This is a genomic window from Pseudomonas sp. NFPP02 (genome assembly GCF_900119355.1).
GTDB classification, from domain to species: Bacteria; Pseudomonadota; Gammaproteobacteria; order Pseudomonadales; family Pseudomonadaceae; genus Aquipseudomonas; species Aquipseudomonas paracarnis.
In genome coordinates, this window is sequence record NZ_FPJI01000006.1 from 153,762 (window position 1) to 173,313 (window position 19,552).

Annotated in this window: 13 protein-coding genes; 2 read left to right on the plus strand and 11 right to left on the minus strand. The window is 58.5% G+C overall.

The window, feature by feature from the left end; translation table 11 throughout:
- The first annotated feature begins 83 nt into the window (after positions 1-83).
- Together BT204_RS12760 and BT204_RS12765 are read left to right on the plus strand one after the other, a co-directional pair.
- Positions 84-329: a hypothetical protein gene (locus tag BT204_RS12760; protein ID WP_072447037.1), complete on the plus strand. Its 246-nt coding sequence runs from the start codon at positions 84-86 to the stop codon at positions 327-329.
- Between the two features lie 95 nt (positions 330-424).
- Positions 425-679, plus strand: coding sequence for a hypothetical protein (locus tag BT204_RS12765; RefSeq protein WP_072447040.1), 255 nt, complete (start codon positions 425-427; stop codon positions 677-679).
- 79 nt (positions 680-758) lie between these two features.
- Here the strand turns inward: BT204_RS12765 and BT204_RS12770 are convergent, their stop codons facing one another.
- From BT204_RS12770 to BT204_RS12820, 11 genes are all read right to left on the minus strand, one after another.
- Entirely contained in the window at positions 759-3,017 is a 2,259-nt protein-coding gene (locus BT204_RS12770; RefSeq protein WP_072447042.1) for a TonB-dependent siderophore receptor, read from the minus strand.
- A 316-nt stretch (positions 3,018-3,333) separates the two neighbouring features.
- A complete protein-coding gene (locus BT204_RS12775) occupies positions 3,334-4,305 on the minus strand; it encodes a peptide ABC transporter ATP-binding protein (RefSeq protein WP_003188483.1) in 972 nt (323 codons plus the stop codon).
- Positions 4,305-5,273 (minus strand): ABC transporter ATP-binding protein, encoded by a 969-nt coding sequence (locus tag BT204_RS12780; protein WP_034126279.1) that lies wholly within the window; start codon positions 5,271-5,273, stop codon positions 4,305-4,307. The genes BT204_RS12775 and BT204_RS12780 overlap by 1 nt, the downstream gene beginning before the upstream one ends.
- 10 nt (positions 5,274-5,283) lie before the next feature.
- A complete protein-coding gene (locus BT204_RS12785) occupies positions 5,284-6,195 on the minus strand; it encodes an ABC transporter permease subunit (RefSeq protein ID WP_003188486.1) in 912 nt (303 codons plus the stop codon).
- 10 nt (positions 6,196-6,205) lie between these two features.
- Positions 6,206-7,216, minus strand: coding sequence for an ABC transporter permease subunit (locus tag BT204_RS12790; RefSeq protein WP_003171721.1), 1,011 nt, complete (start codon positions 7,214-7,216; stop codon positions 6,206-6,208).
- Between the two features lie 75 nt (positions 7,217-7,291).
- Positions 7,292-8,890, minus strand: a complete 1,599-nt coding sequence (locus tag BT204_RS12795; protein ID WP_034126280.1) for an ABC transporter substrate-binding protein — start codon at positions 8,888-8,890, stop codon at positions 7,292-7,294.
- A gap of 80 nt (positions 8,891-8,970) precedes the next feature.
- Positions 8,971-10,365 (minus strand): OprD family outer membrane porin, encoded by a 1,395-nt coding sequence (locus BT204_RS12800; RefSeq protein WP_003188488.1) that lies wholly within the window; start codon positions 10,363-10,365, stop codon positions 8,971-8,973.
- Between the two features lie 171 nt (positions 10,366-10,536).
- On the minus strand, positions 10,537-12,141 hold the full coding sequence (locus tag BT204_RS12805; RefSeq protein ID WP_072447043.1) for an ABC transporter substrate-binding protein: 1,605 nt from the start codon (positions 12,139-12,141) through the stop codon (positions 10,537-10,539).
- Between the two features lie 305 nt (positions 12,142-12,446).
- Positions 12,447-14,075: an ABC transporter substrate-binding protein gene (locus BT204_RS12810; protein ID WP_072447045.1), complete on the minus strand. Its 1,629-nt coding sequence runs from the start codon at positions 14,073-14,075 to the stop codon at positions 12,447-12,449.
- Positions 14,076-14,333: 258 nt separating this feature from the next.
- The gene (locus BT204_RS12815; RefSeq protein ID WP_054896908.1) at positions 14,334-15,935 is read right to left on the minus strand and encodes an ABC transporter substrate-binding protein; all 1,602 of its coding nucleotides are present in this window, start codon (positions 15,933-15,935) and stop codon (positions 14,334-14,336) included.
- 97 nt (positions 15,936-16,032) lie between these two features.
- The gene (locus tag BT204_RS12820; RefSeq protein WP_072447047.1) at positions 16,033-19,377 is read right to left on the minus strand and encodes a dermonecrotic toxin domain-containing protein; all 3,345 of its coding nucleotides are present in this window, start codon (positions 19,375-19,377) and stop codon (positions 16,033-16,035) included.
- Positions 19,378-19,552 lie beyond the last annotated feature (175 nt).

The window sequence follows — 19,552 nt, forward strand, 5'->3', positions numbered from 1 at the left end:
GGTCTGGTCTCTATAAGGTTGGAAATTGGCGATAACCCTGCATTGGGTCTAGCTTTCACACAGTGACTGTGAAGGAGAGCACCGTGCGAAATGTTCGATTCGCCATCCATCTGGTGTTGCTGGCAAGCCTGGGAGCGACGACCTTCCCGACTTTTGCCGATACCGGCGCGCCCCAATGGAAAGACACCGGTCCGGTCAGCAAGAAAAAGGCCAATGAGGTCAACTCCGGCAGTTGGCAGCCCCAGGTCCAACCGGCGCCCAAGGAGGATCAGGAGAACCCCTATAACGAAGGGGAAGCCAGTGAAACCTATGACGACGGCGAGACCTGAGGCCTGGCGTAAATCCAGAATCGCGACTAGCGTCTACGCGGGTGGCGGCAAGTTATTGCCGGCAGAATTCATCTATTGACTGGACGGAATCGACCATGGGTATTGTTCAACGCGTAGTGCTATTGATGAAGGTGCTGGTGCTGTTGTCGTTGGGGATGTCGACGGCCTGGGCGCACGCCCCGGTGCATGGCCCAGAGATGGTGGCGAGTAGCCAGATTTCGGACTTGCAGTTGGCCAAGTCCGAAGCGGAGCCCGGCGATAAAGGCCAGGGTGGCAGCGAAGACGATGACGACTCGACCACCGACGAGCCTGACAGCGACGACGCAGACGAAGGCGATAGCCAGACGTAGGCTCGCCAAGGGGGAGCGTTTCAAACAATCAATGCCTTGGAAGGGACCCCCAAGGCATTTTTATTGGCCGCCCTTTTCTTCAGAACGAAGTGGTCACCGAGGCGAAGTAAGCACGGCCCGGCTCATTGTAAGTCTGCGCGCCCGCATCCTCGGCGTTGCCTTTGCGCGACAGGCGCTTGTCCAGCAGGTTGTTGATGCCCACCCGCACGCTAAGGTTTTTGCTGAACTCATAGCCACTGCTCAGGCCCATCAACCCGTACGGGTCGACATCCTGCTGGGCGCTGCGATCGTAACTGCTGGCGCTGCGTGAGTTGAGCGTCGGTGCTTCTTGTTTGCCGTAATAGGTGCCGCTGACCTGAAATGACAGCTTGTCAGTGGCTTGCCAGTCCAGCGTGGTGTTGATGGTGTACTTGGGGATGATGCTCAAGGGCTCGCCGGTGTCTTTGTCCTTGGAGTCGATCATATAGGTCAGGTTGGTGTTCAAGTCCAAGTCATCGCGCAGGCTGACGAACAGGTTGCCTTCAACGCCCTGTACCAAGGCTGGGCCGCTGTTTTCCCACTCCAATACACGTCGACCGTTGCCCAGACGGAACGCCGCCTCGTTACTGGCGTTGATCTTGTTCTTGTAGTCATTACGGAAATACGTCGCACTGGTGCGCCAGGTGCCCTTGTCGAAAGCCAGGCCGATTTCCTTGTTGACGCTGATTTCCGGCTTCAGGTCCCGGTTGCCCACCAGGTAGCAACCGCCCATGTTGGCTTCGCTGGCGTTGCAGCCATTGCCACGGCTGTACAGCAAATAGTTCGGGTTGGACTGGTACAGGTTGGGGGTTTTGTAGGCGCGGGCAATGCCGCCCTTGATGCTCAGTTCGTCGGTCAATTGGTGCGAGGCATTGAAGCTGGGGCTCCAGTTGCCGCCGTATTCCTCATGATCGTCGAAGCGCAAGCCAGGCGTGATCACGGTTTTGCTGCCCAACTCGATGTTGTCCTCGGCAAACAAGGCGTAGCTAGAGGCGGTGGTCTTGGTGCTGTTGCGGCTGACGCCCGGGATGGCGGGTACGCCGCCGGTGCCCGGGTCATAGCTTTGCGGGCGCAACGAGCCTGGGTCGTTCATCGACTCATAGAGGTATTCGCTGCCCAGGGTCAGCACCTGTTCGGCACCGACGCTCAGGGGCAGGTTGACCTCGGCAGTGGCCCGGGTGTTGCGCAATCGCGACTCGAAACGACCAGCACTGGCGGAGGGCGCGCCTTCGCCGGAACCGGCCAGGCCTTCGTTGAGACGTTCGTTGCGAGTCAGGTCGTGGGTCAACGAGGCCAGTGTCGAACCCCAATCGAATTCGCCGCGGTGCGTGGCTGAAAAGCTGCTGCGCTGAATCACACTGGTTTCCTTGCCCACCAGGCTTTCCACGAATGCGCCACCGCCGTTGAGCATGGTGTCGCCGGCGAAAATATTGCCCTGGCGGCTGTAGCTGGCCTCCAGGTCGAGGGTTTGCTCGGGGGTGAACTGCCAGCTCAGCAAACCATTCACGTCTTTATTGCGCACGCCTTCGCGGCCGGCCACCAGCGAGTCCGGGGTCGCCTGCGCTGCGCGGTTGATGTCGGCGTCATCGGCATCGGTCTTGTTCAGGCCGCCATAGACGCGGAACGCCAGGGTGTCGGTCAACGGGCCGCTGAGGTTGAAGTTGGTGCGCTTGCTCGCCCCTTCGGCATCGTTTTCGGGGAAGGCGGTGTAGGCGGTCAGCGAGCCGTGCAGTTGGTCGGTGGGGCGTTTGGTGATGATGTTGATCACCCCGCCCATGGCGCCGGAGCCATAACGGGCAGCAGCCGGGCCGCGCAGGATTTCAATGCGTTCGACTTCTTCGGCCGGTACCCAGTTGGTTTCGCCACGGGTATCACGGTCGCCACTCCAGCCATAACGCACGGCGTTGCGCGAGGTCGACGGTTTGCCATCGATCAGAATCAGGGTGTTTTCCGGGCCCATGCCCCGCAGGTCGATCTGACGGTTATTGCCACGGCTGCCGCTGGAACTGTTGCCTGTCAGGTTCACGCCCGGCTCGCGACGAATGATCTCCGACAGGTCGTTGGTGGGCGGGCGCTTCTTGATGTCTTCGGCAGTGATGATCGACACGCCGGGCGCTTGCTTGAGTTCTTCGGCGGCGGTGCCCAGCACGTGCGTCTCGCCCAGCACCAGGGCTTGGGGCGTGCCGTCCACAGGCAGGTCTGTCGCTTCGATCGGCACCTTGTCGCGTTCTTTTTCCACACTCTGCGCCAGCAGCGCGGGGGACGAAAGGGTGGCGATAAACGCCAACGATAGATGGCTGAGCCTGAATTGAGACGACATGTCCACAAAGTCCTTTAGGAGGGGCGATTGAACGAGAGTCGTCTGAATTTTTTCGTGCATCCAGCGCTCTCCATGCGCCGTAATGGTATTGATTCTCAAACAGAAGTAAATTGCATTTACAATCTATACACTTTCCTTAAGGCTCTGGCTCAATGTTTTCAAGGCTGGCGGCTGTGAAGGGCGAGGTTTAATCGGTATGTTCTTTGTTACAAACGCGCAAAAAAAGCCCCTCCGGCCAGACTGATGCGCAATCTGGCGGGAAGGGCGATGGAACTCATTGAAACCGCGGCCCCTTTAGGAGCGAGGTTGTGTTGCTTCAGGCCACGAATTGCTCCGCGTAGTGGCAAGCCACCTGCCGGTTATCCAAAGGACGCAACAGCGGCTCTTCACTGCTGCAACGCGCCGTCGCATACGGGCAACGCTTGTGGAATGCGCAGCCAGGCGGCGGGTTCAGTGGGTTGGGCAGTTCGCCGACGATCTTGATCTTCGGCTTGCTCGGGTCCGGGTGAATGGTCGGCGTGGCCGACAGCAGCGCCTGGGTGTAGGGGTGCAGCGGGCGTGCGTAGATGTCTTCCTTGGGGCCCACTTCCACTGGGCGGCCGAGGTACATCACCATCACATCGTCAGCCACGTGCTGCACCACCGCCAGGTTGTGGGAGATGAACACGTAGGCGGTGTTGAATTCCTGCTGCAAATCCATGAACAGGTTGAGCACCTGCGCCTGGATCGACACGTCCAGTGCCGATGTCGGTTCGTCCGCCACCAGCACTTTGGGTTGCAGCATCATGGCGCGGGCCAACGCGATGCGCTGGCGCTGGCCGCCGGAGAACATGTGCGGGTAGCGCTGATAATGCTCAGGGCGCAGGCCCACTTGCTTCATCATCGCCTGCACTTTCTCGCGGCGTTCGGCGGCGGACAGGTTGGTGTTGATCAGCAGCGGTTCGGCCAGTTGATCACCGACTTTCTGGCGTGGGTTCAGCGAGGCATAGGGGCTCTGGAACACCATCTGCACGTCTTTGCGCAATTGCTTGCGCTGGGCCTTGTCGGCGCCGGCCACTTCTTGCCCGGCGATTTTCAACGAGCCCGACGAGGGCTCTTCAATCAGCGTGAGGGCGCGGGCCAGGGTGGATTTGCCACAGCCCGACTCGCCTACCACGGCGAGGGTTTTGCCGGCTTCCAGCTCAAAAGACACACCATTGAGGGCACGCACGGTGGCATGACCCTTGAACAGGCCGCGGGACACTTCGTAGTGACGGGTGAGGTCGCGGGCGGTAAGTACGACGGCCATTACGCCACCTCCTGGTTCAGCGGGTAGAAGCAGCGGGCAAGGCTGTGGCTTTTCGGATCAAGGCCCGGCCGCTGGGCGCGGCAGGAGTCCTGCACGTACGGGCAGCGTGGCGACAGCAGGCAACCCTGCGGACGGTCGTAGCGGCCGGGCACGATGCCCGGCAACGTGGCCAGGCGCGTTGCGCCGAGGCTGTGCTCGGGAATGGCCTTGAGCAACGCTTCGCTGTACGGGTGTGCCGGAATGTCGAACAGCTGCGGCACCTGACCGACTTCCACCGCCTGGCCTGCGTACATCACGCACACGCGCTGGGCGGTTTCGGCAACCACCGCGAGGTCGTGAGTGATCAGCACCAGACCCATGTTCTGCTCTTTTTGCAGGGCCAGCAGCAGTTCCATGATCTGCGCCTGGATGGTCACGTCCAACGCAGTGGTCGGCTCATCGGCGATCAGCAACTTGGGCTCGCCGGCAATCGCCATGGCGATTGCCACGCGTTGGCTCATACCACCGGACAATTGATGCGGGTAGGCATCCATACGGCTGGCAGCGCCTGGGATCTCGACCTTTTCCAGCAGCTCGATGGCGCGTTTGCGTGCTTGTTTGCCGGACATTTTCAAATGCAGGCGCAGCACTTCCTCGATCTGGAAACCCACGGTGTAGCTGGGGTTCAACGCGGTCATCGGGTCCTGGAACACCATCGCCAGGTCTTTGCCGACAATCTGGCGGCGCTGGCGGTTGCTCAACTTGAGCATGTCCTTGCCGTCGAAGTTCAGCGCATCGGCGGTAACGATGCCGGGATGCTCGATCAGGCCCATCAGCGCCATCATGGTCACGGATTTACCCGAACCCGACTCGCCAACGATCGCCAGGACTTCGCCTTTGTCGACGGAAATGTCGAGGCCATCGACCACCGGCACGGCGGTCTTGTCGCCGAAGCGCACGTTGAGATTCTTGATTTCTAACAGTGACATGGGAATCTCCTCAGGCGGCGTTCTTGAGTTTCGGGTCCAGCGCATCGCGCAGGCCGTCACCCATCAAGTTGATTGCCAGCACGCTGAGCAAAATGGTCAAGCCAGGCAGGCTCACGACCCACCAGGCGCGTTCGATGTAATCTCGGGCCGAAGCCAGCATGGTGCCCCACTCAGGGGTTGGCGGTTGTACGCCAAGGCCGAGGAAGCCCAGGGCCGCGGCATCGAGAATCGCCGAGGAAAAGCTCAAGGTCGCTTGTACGATCAGCGGCGCCATGCAGTTAGGCAGCACGGTGATGAACATCAGGCGTGGCAGGCCGGCGCCAGCGAGGCGGGCGGCAGTCACGTAGTCGCGGTTCAGTTCGCCCATCACGGCGGCGCGGGTCAGGCGCACATAGGATGGCAACGACACGATGGCGATGGCGATCACGGTGTTGATCAGGCCAGGGCCGAGGATGGCGACAATCGCCACGGCCAGCAGCAGCGATGGCAGGGCCAGCATGATGTCCATCAGACGCATGATGGTTGGGCCGAGCAAGCGCGGGAAGAACCCGGCGAACAGGCCCAGCAGGATACCCGGGATCAGCGACATCACCACCGACGACAAACCGATCAGCAACGATAGACGCGAGCCCTGGATCAGGCGCGAGAGCAAGTCACGGCCCAGTTCGTCGGTGCCCAGCAGAAATTGCATTTGCCCGCCCTCCAACCACGCCGGTGGTGTGAGCAGGAAGTCACGGTATTGCTCGCTGGGGTTATGCGGTGCAACCCACGGGGCGAAGATCGCGCAGAACACGATCAGCAACATGAACAGCAGGCCGGCGACCGCGCCTTTGTTCTTGGAGAAGGCTTGCCAGAATTCTTTGTACGGGGACGGGTACAGCAGGCTCTGATCGACTGCTGACACTTGAGTAGGTGTGGTCATGGTCATGATCTCAGCGCTGGTGACGGATGCGTGGGTTGGCGAAGCCGTAGAGGATATCCACCACGAAGTTCACCAGGATCACCAGGCAGGCGATCAGCAGAATGCCGTTCTGCACCACCGGGTAGTCCCGCGCGCCAATGGCTTCGATCAGCCATTTGCCGATGCCGGGCCACGAGAAGATGGTTTCGGTCAGTACCGCACCGGCCAGCAGCGTGCCGACTTGCAGGCCGACCACGGTGAGCACCGGGATCAGTGCGTTACGCAGGCCGTGCACGAACACCACGCGGGCTGGCGACAGGCCCTTGGCCTTGGCGGTACGGATGTAGTCCTCACGCAGCACTTCGAGCATCGACGAACGGGTCATGCGCGCGATCACCGCCAGCGGGATGGTGCCGAGCACGATGGCCGGCAGGATCAGGTGGTGCAATGCATCCCAGAACGCGTCCGGCTCGTCGGCCAGCAGGGTGTCTATCAGCATGAAGCCGGTGCGCGGCTCGATGTCATAGAGCAGGTCGATACGCCCGGATACCGGGGTCCAGCCCAGGCTTACCGAGAAGAACATGATCAGGATCAGGCCCCACCAGAAGATCGGCATCGAATACCCCGCCAGGGAGATGCCCATCACCCCATGGTCGAACAGGGATCCTCGCTTGAGTGCCGCGATCACCCCGGCCAACAGGCCCAGGATACCGGCGAACAACAGCGCGGCCATGGACAGCTCCAGGGTCGCGGGGAAGAGAGCGGTGAATTCGGTCCACACGCTGGTGCGTGTGCGCAGCGATTCGCCAAGGTCGCCCTGGGCGAGCTTGCCGACATAGTCCAGGTATTGCGCATACAGCGGCTTGTTAAGGCCAAGGCGCTCCATTGCCTGTGCGTGCATTTCGGGGTCAACCCGTCGCTCGCCCATCATGACTTCTACGGGGTCGCCTGGAATCATGCGAATCAACGCAAAGGTCAGCAACGTGATGCCGAAGAACGTGGGGATCAATAACCCCAGTCGGCGGGCAATAAAACTAAACATCTTGGTGTGTACCTCAATCAGCCGGTTAGGCAGGTCCGGCACCGTCAGTGTCGACGGTGCCGAGCGTTTTTCTTATTACTTCACCTGGGTGGTGGCGAAGTTATTCGTACCCAGAGGGCTTTGGATGAAGCCTTCTACGTTCTTGCGCATGGCGGTGAACAGTTTCGGGTAAGCCATGGGAAGCCATGGTTGGTCTTTTTCGAAGACATCCTGTGCTTGTTCATAGAGCGCGGCCCGTAAGGCCGGTTCCTTTTCCGCACGAGCCTTGTCGATCAAGTCCTGAAACTCTTTGTTACACCAGCGCGCGTAGTTTTCGCCGTTTTTCGCCGCATCGCAACTCAGGTTCGGGGTGAGGAAGTTATCCGGGTCGCCGTTATCACCGACCCAGCCTGCCGACACCATGTCGTGCTCGCCGTTTTTAGCGCGTTTGAGCATTTCGCCCCATTCCATGACTTTGATATTGACCTTCAGGCCAACCTGCGCCAGATCCGCCTGCATACGCTGGGCGCCGAGCATCGGGTTAGGGTTTGTCGGGCCGCCGCCGTTACGGGTGAACAGCGTGAACTCGGTGCCTTCCGGCACGCCGGCTTCCTTGAGCAGGGCGCGCGCCTTATCCAGGTCGCGCGGTGGGTTTTTCAGCTTTTCACTGAAACCCAGCAAGGTCGGCGGATACGGGCCGGTGCCCACGACTGCATTGCCTTTGCCGAACAGCGCTTCGGTATAACCGGCCTTGTCGAACGCGATGTTGATCGCGTGACGTACTCGGGCATCGCTCATGTATTTGCGAGTGGTGTTCAATGCGGTGTAGCTGGTGGTCATCGCCGCCAGTTCATCGACCTTCAGGTTCGGGTCTTTCTTGATGCTTGGAATGTCATCCGGCTTGGGGAACAACGCGATCTGACATTCGTTGGCCTTGAGCTTTTGCAGGCGCACGTTGTTATCGGTGGTGATCGCCAGAATCAGCGGGTCGACCGCCGGCTTGCCGCGGAAGTAGTCCGGGTTGGCCTTGAAGCGCGCCTGGGCATCTTTCTGATAACGATTGAAGACGAATGGGCCAGTGCCGATAGGCTTGGCGTTGAGGTCTTCAGTTTTACCGGACTTGAGCAACTGGTCGGCGTATTCCTTCGAGTGGATTGAAGAGAATGCCATACCCAGGTCGGCCAGAAACGGAGCTTCCGGACGGGTCAAGGTAAAGACGACGGTGTGATCGTCGGTCTTTTCTACGCTCTTGAGCAGTTCCTTGAACCCCATGCTTTCGAAGTACGGGTAGCCCACGAGGGACTTGTTATGCCACGGGTGATTCGGGTCCAGCTGGCGCTGGAAGCTCCAAAGCACATCATCGGCATTCAGGTTGCGCGTGGGTTTGAAATAGTCGGTGGTGTGGAACTTGATGTCGTCACGCAGATGGAAGGTGTAGGTCAGGCCATCGGCGCTGATTTCCGGCAGGTCTTTGGCCAGGGCAGGGACCACTTCAGTGGTGCCGGGCTTGAAGTCCACCAGGCGGTTGAACATGGTTTCAGCGGCGGCGTCAGCAGTCACAGCAGTGGTGTACAGGACCGGGTCGAAACCTTCCGGGCTGGCTTCGGTGCAGACCACCAGCGGTTTGGCCGAAACGCCGATCGCCACGCTCAACAGCGCAGCGGCCATGGCGGCTTGTAGTGGGAGCATTTTCATTCAGAGCCCTCTGCAATCGATGGAGCCAGAAAAGCGTAGGCGGCGGGCTCGTCCTGAGCTCGCCGCCTGCCTGGCGCTAATTAAAGGATGTTGAACGGGATGGTGGTGACCAGACGGAACTCTTTGATGCTGCCGTCGGACTGGAACTCGCTGCCACGGTGCTCAACATAGGTTGCGCGCACGGTGGTGGCTTTGAGTGGGCCGCTCTGCAGCGCGTAAGAGGCGCCTACACCGTATTCCTGGTGCTTCTCGCCGTCCTGGGACTGGATGCCGTCATAAGCAAACTTGGCCCGGCCATTGTTGCCGGTGTAGTGGGTACCGTCGATGCCCCAGCCGCGTGCCGAGTAGGCGTTGAACTTCAGGCCGGGTACGCCGTATTCAGCCATGTTGATGGCGTAGGCGATCTGGAAGGATTTCTCGTTCGGGCCGTTGAAGTCAGACGTCAGGGAGTTGGCCAGGTAGATACCGTTGGTTTCGTGCAGGTAGTCGAAGTACTCGTTACCGTTCACTTGCTGGTAGCCGAAGGTCAGGCTGTGTGCCTGGTGAGTCAGGCCCAGGGAGAGGGAGAAGGTATCGTTGTCGATTTCCCCCATCTCTTTTTTGCCTTCATCGACAGTCTTGTAGTAGTTGAAGCCGGTGGTCAGGCCCAACTGCTGCGCGTCGCCCAGCTCGTGGGTGGCGCCGAAGTAGTACTGGTTCCAGAAGTCCTTCACGTTGGCGGCGAAGAAGCTGGTTTTCAGGCTTTTCAGCGGCTGGTAGTTCACACCCAGGGTCGACACTTTGTCGGTTTCTGCGCCATTGCCGTATTCGCTACGGAATTTCGACAGGCTCTGCTCGCTACGTGGCGAAACGCGGTCGAACACGCCGCCCTGGAACGACAGGTTGCTGAACTCTTCGCTGTTGAAGCTCACACCCTGGAAGCTCGAAGGCAGAGCACGGTTGCCGATAGTGTCGACGATGCCGCTGCTGAAGTTCTGGCGACCGGCGGTCAGTGTGGTGTTGGACACGCGGAATTGCACGTTGGCCAGGCCCAGTTTGCTCCACTGGTCTACGGCGTCACCGTTGGAGTCGGCCAGGGTACGGTTGGAGCCGCCTTTGATATCACGCTTGCTGCGATCCAGCACCAGGGCGTTGTACACCGCCACTTCAGTCTTGACCCCTACGGTGCCCTGGGTGAAACCCGAGCTGGCGTTGAGGATGGTGCCCTGCACCCAGTTGGTACGGTTGCGATCGGTCAGGGTCTGGCCGTGCTTCTGGTACGAGAAGGTGCCCCCACGGTATTTGCTTTCATGGGAGTACCAGTTACGCGTGGTGCCGCCCAGGCTGAAATCTTCGATAAAGCCTTTGGCCTCGCTTTGGGCGCTGGTGCCGGCCAGGGTGGTAGGAACGAAGTCCTGGCTTTGCGTTTCAGCGTAGGCGGTGGCCGTGATGCTGCTGATGGCCAAGGCCAGAAGCGCTTTGCTGCTCAGTTTCATGGGTGAAGCTCCTTTGGTTCTCTTTTTTAATGCCGGTCTTTTTGGGTGATCCGGCTATCGGGTGTGGAACTCGTTCAAGCTATTGCAAACGTTTGGCGTAGGAAATTTCCCAACAAAAGCCTGCACGTTTGCCGGGAAGCGTATTTCGCTTCCCGCCATCCGGTTATTTTCTTATGGGTTGATGCTGACGCCCGAGAACACGTTGCGGCCGAAGGGGCTTACCTTGAAGCCTTCGACTTTGGCGCTTAACGGCTGATTGACCGTCGAGTGGGCGATGGGCGTGATCGGCACCTGCTGCTTGAGCAATTGCTGCGCCTGTTTGTACAGAACAGTCCTTTGTTCGCGGTCGGTCACGACCTTGGCTTGCTTGATCAGCTTGTCGTACGCCGGGTCGCACCACATGGAGTAGTTGTTCCCGCCGATGGCGTCGCAGCTGTAGAGGGTGCCGAGCCAGTTGTCCGGGTCACCGTTGTCGCCGGTCCAACCGATCAGGCTGACATCGTGCTCACCGTTCTTGGTGCGCTTGATGTACTCACCCCATTCATAGCTGACGATCTTGACCTTGAGGCCGATCTTGGCCCAGTCGTTCTGCAGCATTTCCGCCATCAGCTTGGCGTTGGGGTTGTACGGGCGTTGCACTGGCATGGCCCACAAGGTGATCTCGGTGCCTTCCTTGACCCCGGCGGCCTTGAGCAACTGCTTGGCTTTTTCCGGGTCGTAGGCGGCGTCCTTGATGCTGTCGTCGTAGGACCACTGCGTCGGCGGCATGGCGTTGACCGCCAGTTGCCCGGCGCCCTGGTACACAGCATTGAGGATGCTCTGCTTGTTCACCGCCATGTCCAGCGCCTGGCGTACTTCAAGCTGATCGAATGGCTTGTGGCGCACGTTGTAGGAGATATAGCCCAGGTTAAAGCCCGGCTTGGTCAGCAGTTGCAGGTTCGGGTCGGCCTTGAGGGCCTCGACATCGGCAGGGCGTGGATGCAAGGTCACCTGGCATTCGCCGGCCTTGAGCTTCTGTACGCGTACCGAGGCGTCGGTGTTGATGGCGAAGATCAGTTGGTCCAGCTTGACGCGGCTCGGGTCCCAGTACTGCTTGTTGCCCACGTAGCGGATCTGCGAGTCTTTCTGATAGCGCTGGAACACGAACGGGCCAGTGCCGATCGGCTTCTGGTTGATGTCGCTGGGCCGGCCTTGCTTGAGCAACTGCTCGGCGTATTCCGCCGAAAGGATCGCGGCAAAGCTCATGGCGATGTTCTGCACGAACGCGGCGTCGACCGTGTTCAGCGTCATCACCACGGTGTACGGGTCGGTTTTCTCGACCTTGGCGATGTTCTTGTTCAGGCTCATCCCGTTGAAGTACGGAAACTCGGTGGGGTAGGCCTTGCGGAACGGGTGCTCGGGGTCAAGCATGCGGTTGAAGGTGAACAGCACGTCGTCGGCGTTGAGGTCCCGTGTCGGCTTGAATTCCTTGTTGCTGTGGAACTTCACCCCTTCACGTAGGTGGAAGGTGTAGGTCAGGCCATCCGGGGAAATATCCCACTTGGTTGCCAGCCCAGGGACGACGTCGGTCGCGCCTTTTTCGAACTCCACCAAACGGTTATACAAAGGCTCCGCCGCATCGTTATCGGTAGCGGTGGTGTATTGCGCAGTGTCAAACCCTGCCGGGCTGCCTTCGGAGCAGAACACCAGGCTCTTTTTCTCGGCGGCTTGGCCCATGGTGGCCATGGCCAGCAGGCTGGTGGCAAACAGAGCGGATACAACGGTGGTATGGCGCATGACGATCCCGGTCCTTGTTTGTAGTTATCAACAGCGAGCCTTCCTGCTGGCTTACAGCCAGGCAGACATCACTGATCCCACACACAGCAAGTGCCCTTCCCAGAGTGATGCCTCTGCTGTCCTACGACCTTATGAGGCGCTGACCTTGCAGTAAATGCGTCAATTCTGACTGACCTTGTAGGCAACGGAGGCACGGGTCGCAGTTCATTGCTGTAAGACGGCAACGCTTGCAAACGTAGTCTGTTTCCTAAGGTCCAGGCGGATGGAATAACGGCGACGTTATGAAACGTCGCCGTTATTGAACCTTACTTGCCGCTGACGCTAACGCCGTAGAAGGAGTTCAAGCCAAACGGGCTGATCTTGAAATCCTGCACGGTATTACGCATGGGTTGATACACCGTCGAGTGCGCGATAGGTGTCATCGGGACTGCATCTTTGAGGATATGTTGCGCCTGCTTATACAGCTCGGTGCGTTTGGCGACATCCGATGTGGCCTTGGCTTCTTTAACGATGCCGTCGAATTTCTTGTCGCACCATTTGGAGAAGTTGTTGCCCGACAGCGAGTCGCAGCCGAACAGCACGTTCAGCCAGTTGTCCGGGTCACCATTGTCGCCGCTCCAGCCAATGATCATGGCCTGGTTCTCGCCGCCTTTGGAGCGCTTGATGTACTCGCCCCACTCGTAGCTGACGATGTTGACCTTCAGGCCGATCTGTTTCCAGTCGTTCTGCAGCATCTCGGCCATCAATTTGGCGTTGGGGTTGTAGGGGCGCTGGACCGGCATGGCCCACAGGGTGATCTCGGTGCCTTCCTTGACGCCAGCGGCCTTGAGCAATTCCTTGGCCTTGCCAGGATCGTACTTGGCATCCTTGATGGTGGTGTCATAGGACCACTGGGTCGGCGGCATGGCGTTGACCGCCAGTTGGCCGGCACCCTGGTACACGGAGTCGATGATCTGCTGCTTGTTCACCGACATGTCCAGGGCTTCACGGACGCGCAGGTCAGCCAGCGGGTTCGCGGCGGTCTGGCCCTTGAGTACTGGCATGACGTTATAGGCGATGTAGCCCAGGTTGAAACCGGCCTGGTGCGGCAGTTTCAGGTCCTTGTCCTCACCCAGCGCCTTGAGGTCGGCCGGACGTGGGAACAGGGTGATCTGGCATTCGTTTTTCTTGAGCTTCTGGATACGCACCGACGGGTCGGTGGTGATAGCGAAGATCAGGTTATCGATCTTCACGTCTTCAGGTTTCCAGTAGTCCTTGTTGCCGGTGTAGCGAATGTTCGAGTCTTTCTGGTAGCTCTTGAACACGAACGGGCCAGTGCCGACCGGCTTCTGGTTGATGTCGGCAGGCTTGCCTTCCTTCAACAACTGCGCAGCGTATTCGGCGGACTGGATCGAGGCGAAGCTCATGGCCAGGTTCTGGATGAACGCGGCGTCCACGGTGCCAAGGGTGAACTTGACGGTGTGGTCATCGATTTTTTCGATGTTCTTGATGTTGGTGTCCATCCCCATGTCCGTGAAGTACGGGAACTCGGTGGGGTAGGCCTTACGGAATGGATCGTCTTTATTGATCATCCGGTTGAAGGTAAACAGTACGTCGTCAGCCGAAAATTCACGAGTTGGCTTGAAATACGGGGTGGTATGGAACTTGACGCCTTCGCGAAGGTGGAAGGTGTACGTCAGGCCATCCGGGGACACGTCCCAGCTAGTGGCCAGGCCAGGAACGACGGCGGTGCCGCCACGTTCGAACTGGCTCAGGCGGTTGAACATGGTTTCGGCCGAGGCATCGAAGTCTGTTCCGGTGGTGTACTGGCCTGGATCAAAACCGGCCGGGCTCCCTTCGGAGCAGAACACCAGGTTAGTTGCCGCAAGGGCTACGGGGGCTGCGGCCATAAGGCCAGCGCTCACTAATAACGGAAGGACTGCGTGTTTAAGCATGTTGGCCTCATGATTTGTTGTCATTTTTGGTGGTGAGGGCGACCTCGTGAGTCGGCCTGCGGATACTTATGCAGGCGCCATACCCAATGCAAGATGCAGAGCGGTTGCAAAGGGAAAACTGTGGTACGAACGTACAGGAATGTCGCAATTATGAAAGTTTCGACACAAAAGTGCCTGTTTGGAGGGTTTTTTCGGTGCAAATGGCGCACCAAAAAAGCCCAGCCGAGGCGTCTAGCGCACTCGGTTGGGGCGCGGCTGTTACTTATCTAGACCCACACCGTAGAACGGCGTTAGCCCAAACGGGCTGATCTTGAAGTCACGCACTTGCTTGCGCATAGGCTGGAAAACCGTCGAGTTCGCAATAGGCGTTATAGGTACTTGTTCCTTAAGGATTTTCTGTGCCTGTTGATACCACTTGATGCGCTGCTCGCGGTCGCTGCTGACCTTGGCTTGCTGCACCAGCTTGTCATACGCCGGGTTACACCATTTGGCGTAGTTGCTGCCCTTGACCGCAGCACAACTGTAGAGCACGCCCAGCCAGTTATCGGGGTCGCCATTGTCGCCGGTCCAGCCATAAATCATTGCATCGTGTTCGCCATTTTTGGCGCGCTTGATGTATTCGCCCCACTCATAGCTGACGATGTTGGCCTTGATGCCGACCTTGGCCCAATCCTGTTGAATCATTTGTGCAGACATCCGCGCATTCGGATTTGAGGCGCGTTGTACGGTCATTGCCCACAGGTTGATGGTGGTACCTGGTGCAACCCCTGCTTCTTTTAGTAGCAACCTTGCCTTGGTCGGGTCGTAGGGGGCGTCCTGGATTTTCGGGTCATAAGACCACTGCGCGGGAGGTAGTGCGTTCTGCGCCAATTGCCCGGCGCCCTGGTACACGGCCTTGATGATTGCGGGCTTGTCGATGGCCATGTCCAGTGCCTGGCGAACCTTGAGTTGATCCAGCGGCGGGTGAGTCACGTTATAGGCCAGGAAGCCCAGGTTGAAGCCCGCTTGTTGCAGTACGCGCAGGTTGGGGTCTTGCTTCATCACCTCGATATCGGCGGGGCGCGGGTAACCGCTGACCTGGCATTCGCCCGCCTTGAGTTTCTGCAGGCGCGCGGCGGCGTCCGGGGTGATAGCGAACACCAGGTTATCGAGCTTCACGTCCTCGGGCTTCCAATACTGTTTATTGGCCACATAACGGATCTGCGAGTCTTTCTGGTAGCGCTTGAACACAAACGGCCCGGTGCCGACCGGTTGCTGGTTGATCTGCTCCGCCTTGCCTTGTTTCAACAACTGGGTGGCGTATTCGGCCGATTGCACAGAGGCGAAGCTCATGGCCAGGTTTTGCACGAACGAAGCATCGACCGTGTTCAGGTTGAACCGCACGCTGCGTTCGTCGAGTTTTTCGACGTTCTTGATCGTGGTGTTCAAGCCCATGTCGGTGAAGTAGGGCGACTCTGAGGGGTAGGCCTTGCGAAACGGGCTGTCGGCATCGAGCAGGCGATTAAAAGTGAACAGCACGTCATCGGCGTTGAAGTCACGAGTCGGGGTGAAGAAGTCGGTGGTATGGAACTTGACGCCTTCACGCAGGTGAAAGGTGTAGGTCAGGCCATCCTTGGAAACATCCCAACTGGTGGCCAGGCCAGGTTCGACTTCGGTACCGCCGCGCTTGAACTGGGTCAGGCGGTTGAACACGGTTTCGGCGGACGCATCGAAATCGGTGCCGCTGGTGTACTGGCTGGGGTCGAAGCCGGCGGGGCTGGCTTCGGAGCAGTAGACCAGGGTGGTGGCTGCCTGGGTCATTGGTATAAAGGCCAGAAGGCTTGCGGCGAGGAGCAGTGGCTTGACGGCGATTTTTTCCATGGAGACCCCTGAGGCGGCGGGCATCTTAAAGCAGCCCAAACAAAAACGGCGGTCACCGAGGTTACCGCCGTTCAGCTGGCTTAGGTAGGGGATACCTTTATGCGGGGGATACCTCTATACGGGTGGGAGCCGACTTATCGATTGTAACGGGCGGGCCGTCTATTTCATTACTTTCACGAAGGGTGAAAGTCCGAGTGGCTGTTATGTTCACGTCATCGACGAGGGTGGACTCACCTCTAACATCATATTTCAGGTGCCATTGGGTGACTATTGTGACCTCGGTCTCATTTTTTAGAGGGTTGTAGTCGATGAAGTACTGCCGGTCGCCAACGCTGCTGCTATAGCCGTCTTTCACTCGCGGAGGTTGCAATTCAAACCACGCAGGAGCGGAAGAACCTTGATGAGCAACCTCTGAAATTGCCGCTCGCATGTCAGGATTGGGCACGGTGCGCTCAAATGTATCGATCCCGTCCCTTACCAGACCGTCACGAATTGACCCTTCTAAGTTATCTGGGATGGTCATTCCTGCTAGCTGCCGGGGTATGTTGATCTCAACGTTCTCCAGGCCAGGGCGTCTTATTGTGTAAGGGTCTCGGTCGATGTCTTTGATAAAGTATTCGGAGTAATTGCTGCTACCAAACGAGGAGGGGGAGGCTGTTTCCGATGCAAGTACGGTGAAATCCGCGCTGTCTGCTGTCCAGGAAAAGACAGGACGATTTTCTAAAATACCGTTATTTTCCCTGAAAGTGACGCCATATTTATAGTTCGCTTGCTCTTCAACGTTGAAATACTTGTCGAATAGGTCAGCGCCTTTCATTTTGGTGCCGTCTAACTCAATAAAATTATCCGATACATGTGCGGGCGTTTTTAAATCGTTACTGGGTGTCGGGGACTCAGGACGTTGCCACGGCCACGGCCATTTTATCCCGCCATCACCCGGTGCCCGCGCCCACTCTCCGTTACGCCCGGGTGTGATGACCATCAGCCCCGCGCCGTTATCGGGGTTGATGACTCTGGCAAATGCATCACCGGTCCGGTAACGCCCCGATATCTCAAATACCTTGCTCGCCCCCGACTCGTCGGTAAGGCGCACTAACTGGCGCAGCACTCCCTGGCTGTCGGTTACTCGATAAACACCCAACGTGTCGCGAGGCGCGTTCTTTATCAGCTGTTCACCCTCCGGGACGGCATATTGCGCCATTGGAATGAGTGAACGGGATCTGGGGAGTGGGGCGTTAACGGAGTCGCTAACCACAGGGGTGCCTGTGGACGTCCCAGGTTGTGGTTCGCGAGCGTTTGCCCTGGGGAGAGGCTGGGGCTTAAGGCGCGGCAGTTCTTTTTCTGCGGGCAGTGCAAAAGGGTCTTCCGGCACAGCACTGGCACCGTAGGAAAACACTGTATTGAGTAAGCCATCGAACGCTTTGGAGGCGCCCTCATCCCGCTCTGTCACGGTGTCGCCAGACGAGGTTTTTTCTGCCCCTAGCGCCACCTCGGTCAACCCGGCCGCCACCGCTGCGGCGGCTACGGGCGCGGCGATGGGCGCGAGTTTGACCAGCAGGCCGGCGGCTACGGTGATGTCGTTCAGCCACGTATCGCGAATCACCTCGCTGTCGGACTTGATGACTACATCGGCGTCACTGTTCATCCGCTCTTTGGCGGCCGTCGCCAATGTGGAAAAAACGTCGTCTTTAATGGCAGCGTGGCTGCGGTCAATCGCTGACCCCTTCAACTCACCACTGGCCATTTTCGCCAAGAGGGTGTCCAGGCCATCCTTCTTTTCGCCCACATGGGTGAACCACAGAATGGGCATCAGTACTTTTGCCGCGCGTTCAGCAAAGCTCTTGGTCTGGTCCTGGCGATAGATCATCGGGAAGTGAGCCGCCAGTGCTTCGCGTTTTGCAGGGTCCTTGGCTTGCTCGAGCAGCCACTGATCCAGCTTCTCAATAGAATCAAAGCGCAAGAATGCGGGTTCGGCGCCCGGTATATAGAGCACCTGCCGGCCACCGTCCGCAGCGCTGAATCTCACTATATCGCTGGACGTAACCCCGTGGAGGCTCAGGGCATGCGCTTGAACGTTGCCGTTTGCCGGTGCTTTGGCCTTGAGTTGTTCCACGGTGATCGGGGCGTTTTCATCGAGCGTAAGGTTGGACACGGCACCCATCACCAAACGGTAGTCGTCACGGGTGAACTGGTGCTCGGGCGCTTGCAAGGAACGTTCAAGAGGGGGTCTGCTCTCGGCGCTTTTCAATTGCTTGCGGGCCTGGAAGATGAATTCACCTTTGATCGTCGTCTCATACTCGTCGTTATGCGTGCTCCAGAAGTGGTCAATCTTCTGGGTCATTTGGGTCTGAAAGTCGGTTTTCCAGCTTTCATGCATCACTTGGGACGGCTTGAGGTCGATTTGATTGTGTTTGCCGTAGCCGTCTTTTTCGCTTTGCCCAGCAGGCTGGGTATACAGCCCCGCTTCCAGGTCCAGGTTGCCGGGCACCCAGTCGTGCTCGGAGAAGTTCTTCAGCAAGGCGTCGGGCAAGCGCAGCGAAGACCAGGGTTCTTGAAAGGTGTGTTCCCAGCCGGTCGCCGTGTCTGCGCTTTCGCCACCTTTGAAACGGTTCAAGTACACGGTGTCGGAGTCGATAGGTTTGCCCGTGAGTTTGAGCAGCAGGTCATCCGCCCACTTTTTGGCCTCTGCCCGCGTATTGGGCAGGTTGTCGGCGACGTCAACTGCCATGCGCTTGTAAGCCAAGGCTTGTGGTGCGGTGCTGTAGTAGTTGGCGGCGTTGTGTTTTTGCACCTGCAGCGCCTGTGGCGAGCGGCTGCTGGCAGGGCGCAGGCGGTCATCGGCGGGGATAGGATCGAAGGTGTCTTTGTGTTCCAGGTGCCTTATTTGTGTTCGAGCCTGTGACAGCTTTTGGGGAAGGGGCACACCTTCAAAGTTGGCCACCACTTTTGCGCTGACCTTGATGGAGTCCTTGCGCAGCCTCACACGTAAATCACCGTTATTTCCAGGGGCGATAACTTTTGCGGCGTCCAGCAATGGTCCTGAAATTTGTCCCCAGCCTGATGAATCCGAGAGATGGAAGGTTTTAGTTTTGCCCTCGACCTTGGCGGACAAGGTACCTGTAGACGGGTTGATTGAAAGCAAGGTGTCCGGGGCGAAGTGTTGTTCCTGCAGCCAGCCTTGTACCACGGCGTTTTCCAAATGCATGCGATACAGCCCAAGCCACTGGCCCAGAGTGCTCTGGGGCGGCACGGTTATAAGCCCGGCATTGCCGTATAACACCTTACGTTGTGCGGCCTCGAGATAGGCCTTGAGCAGTGCTGTTTCGTCGGGGTGGGCGGTTTTTGCAGCGGGCGGTGTCGCCTGCGCTTGAATGGCCGACGTCGGTTTGGCGACTACGAGTGGCAGCGATAACCTGTGGATTGGATTGAGTGACAGGGACATAAATTCGGCTCTCATTGTATGAATAAATGCCAGCACATCCCTGGTAGCTATGGCAGTAATGAGTCGTGGAAGCCGGGCACTTGATTCCTGCGAGATGTACTGCTGGATATGACGTGGCGCTAACGCGCAAAAAAAAGGCGCAAGCCCCGTGGGGTTGCGCCGTTGTCCTGTCTAA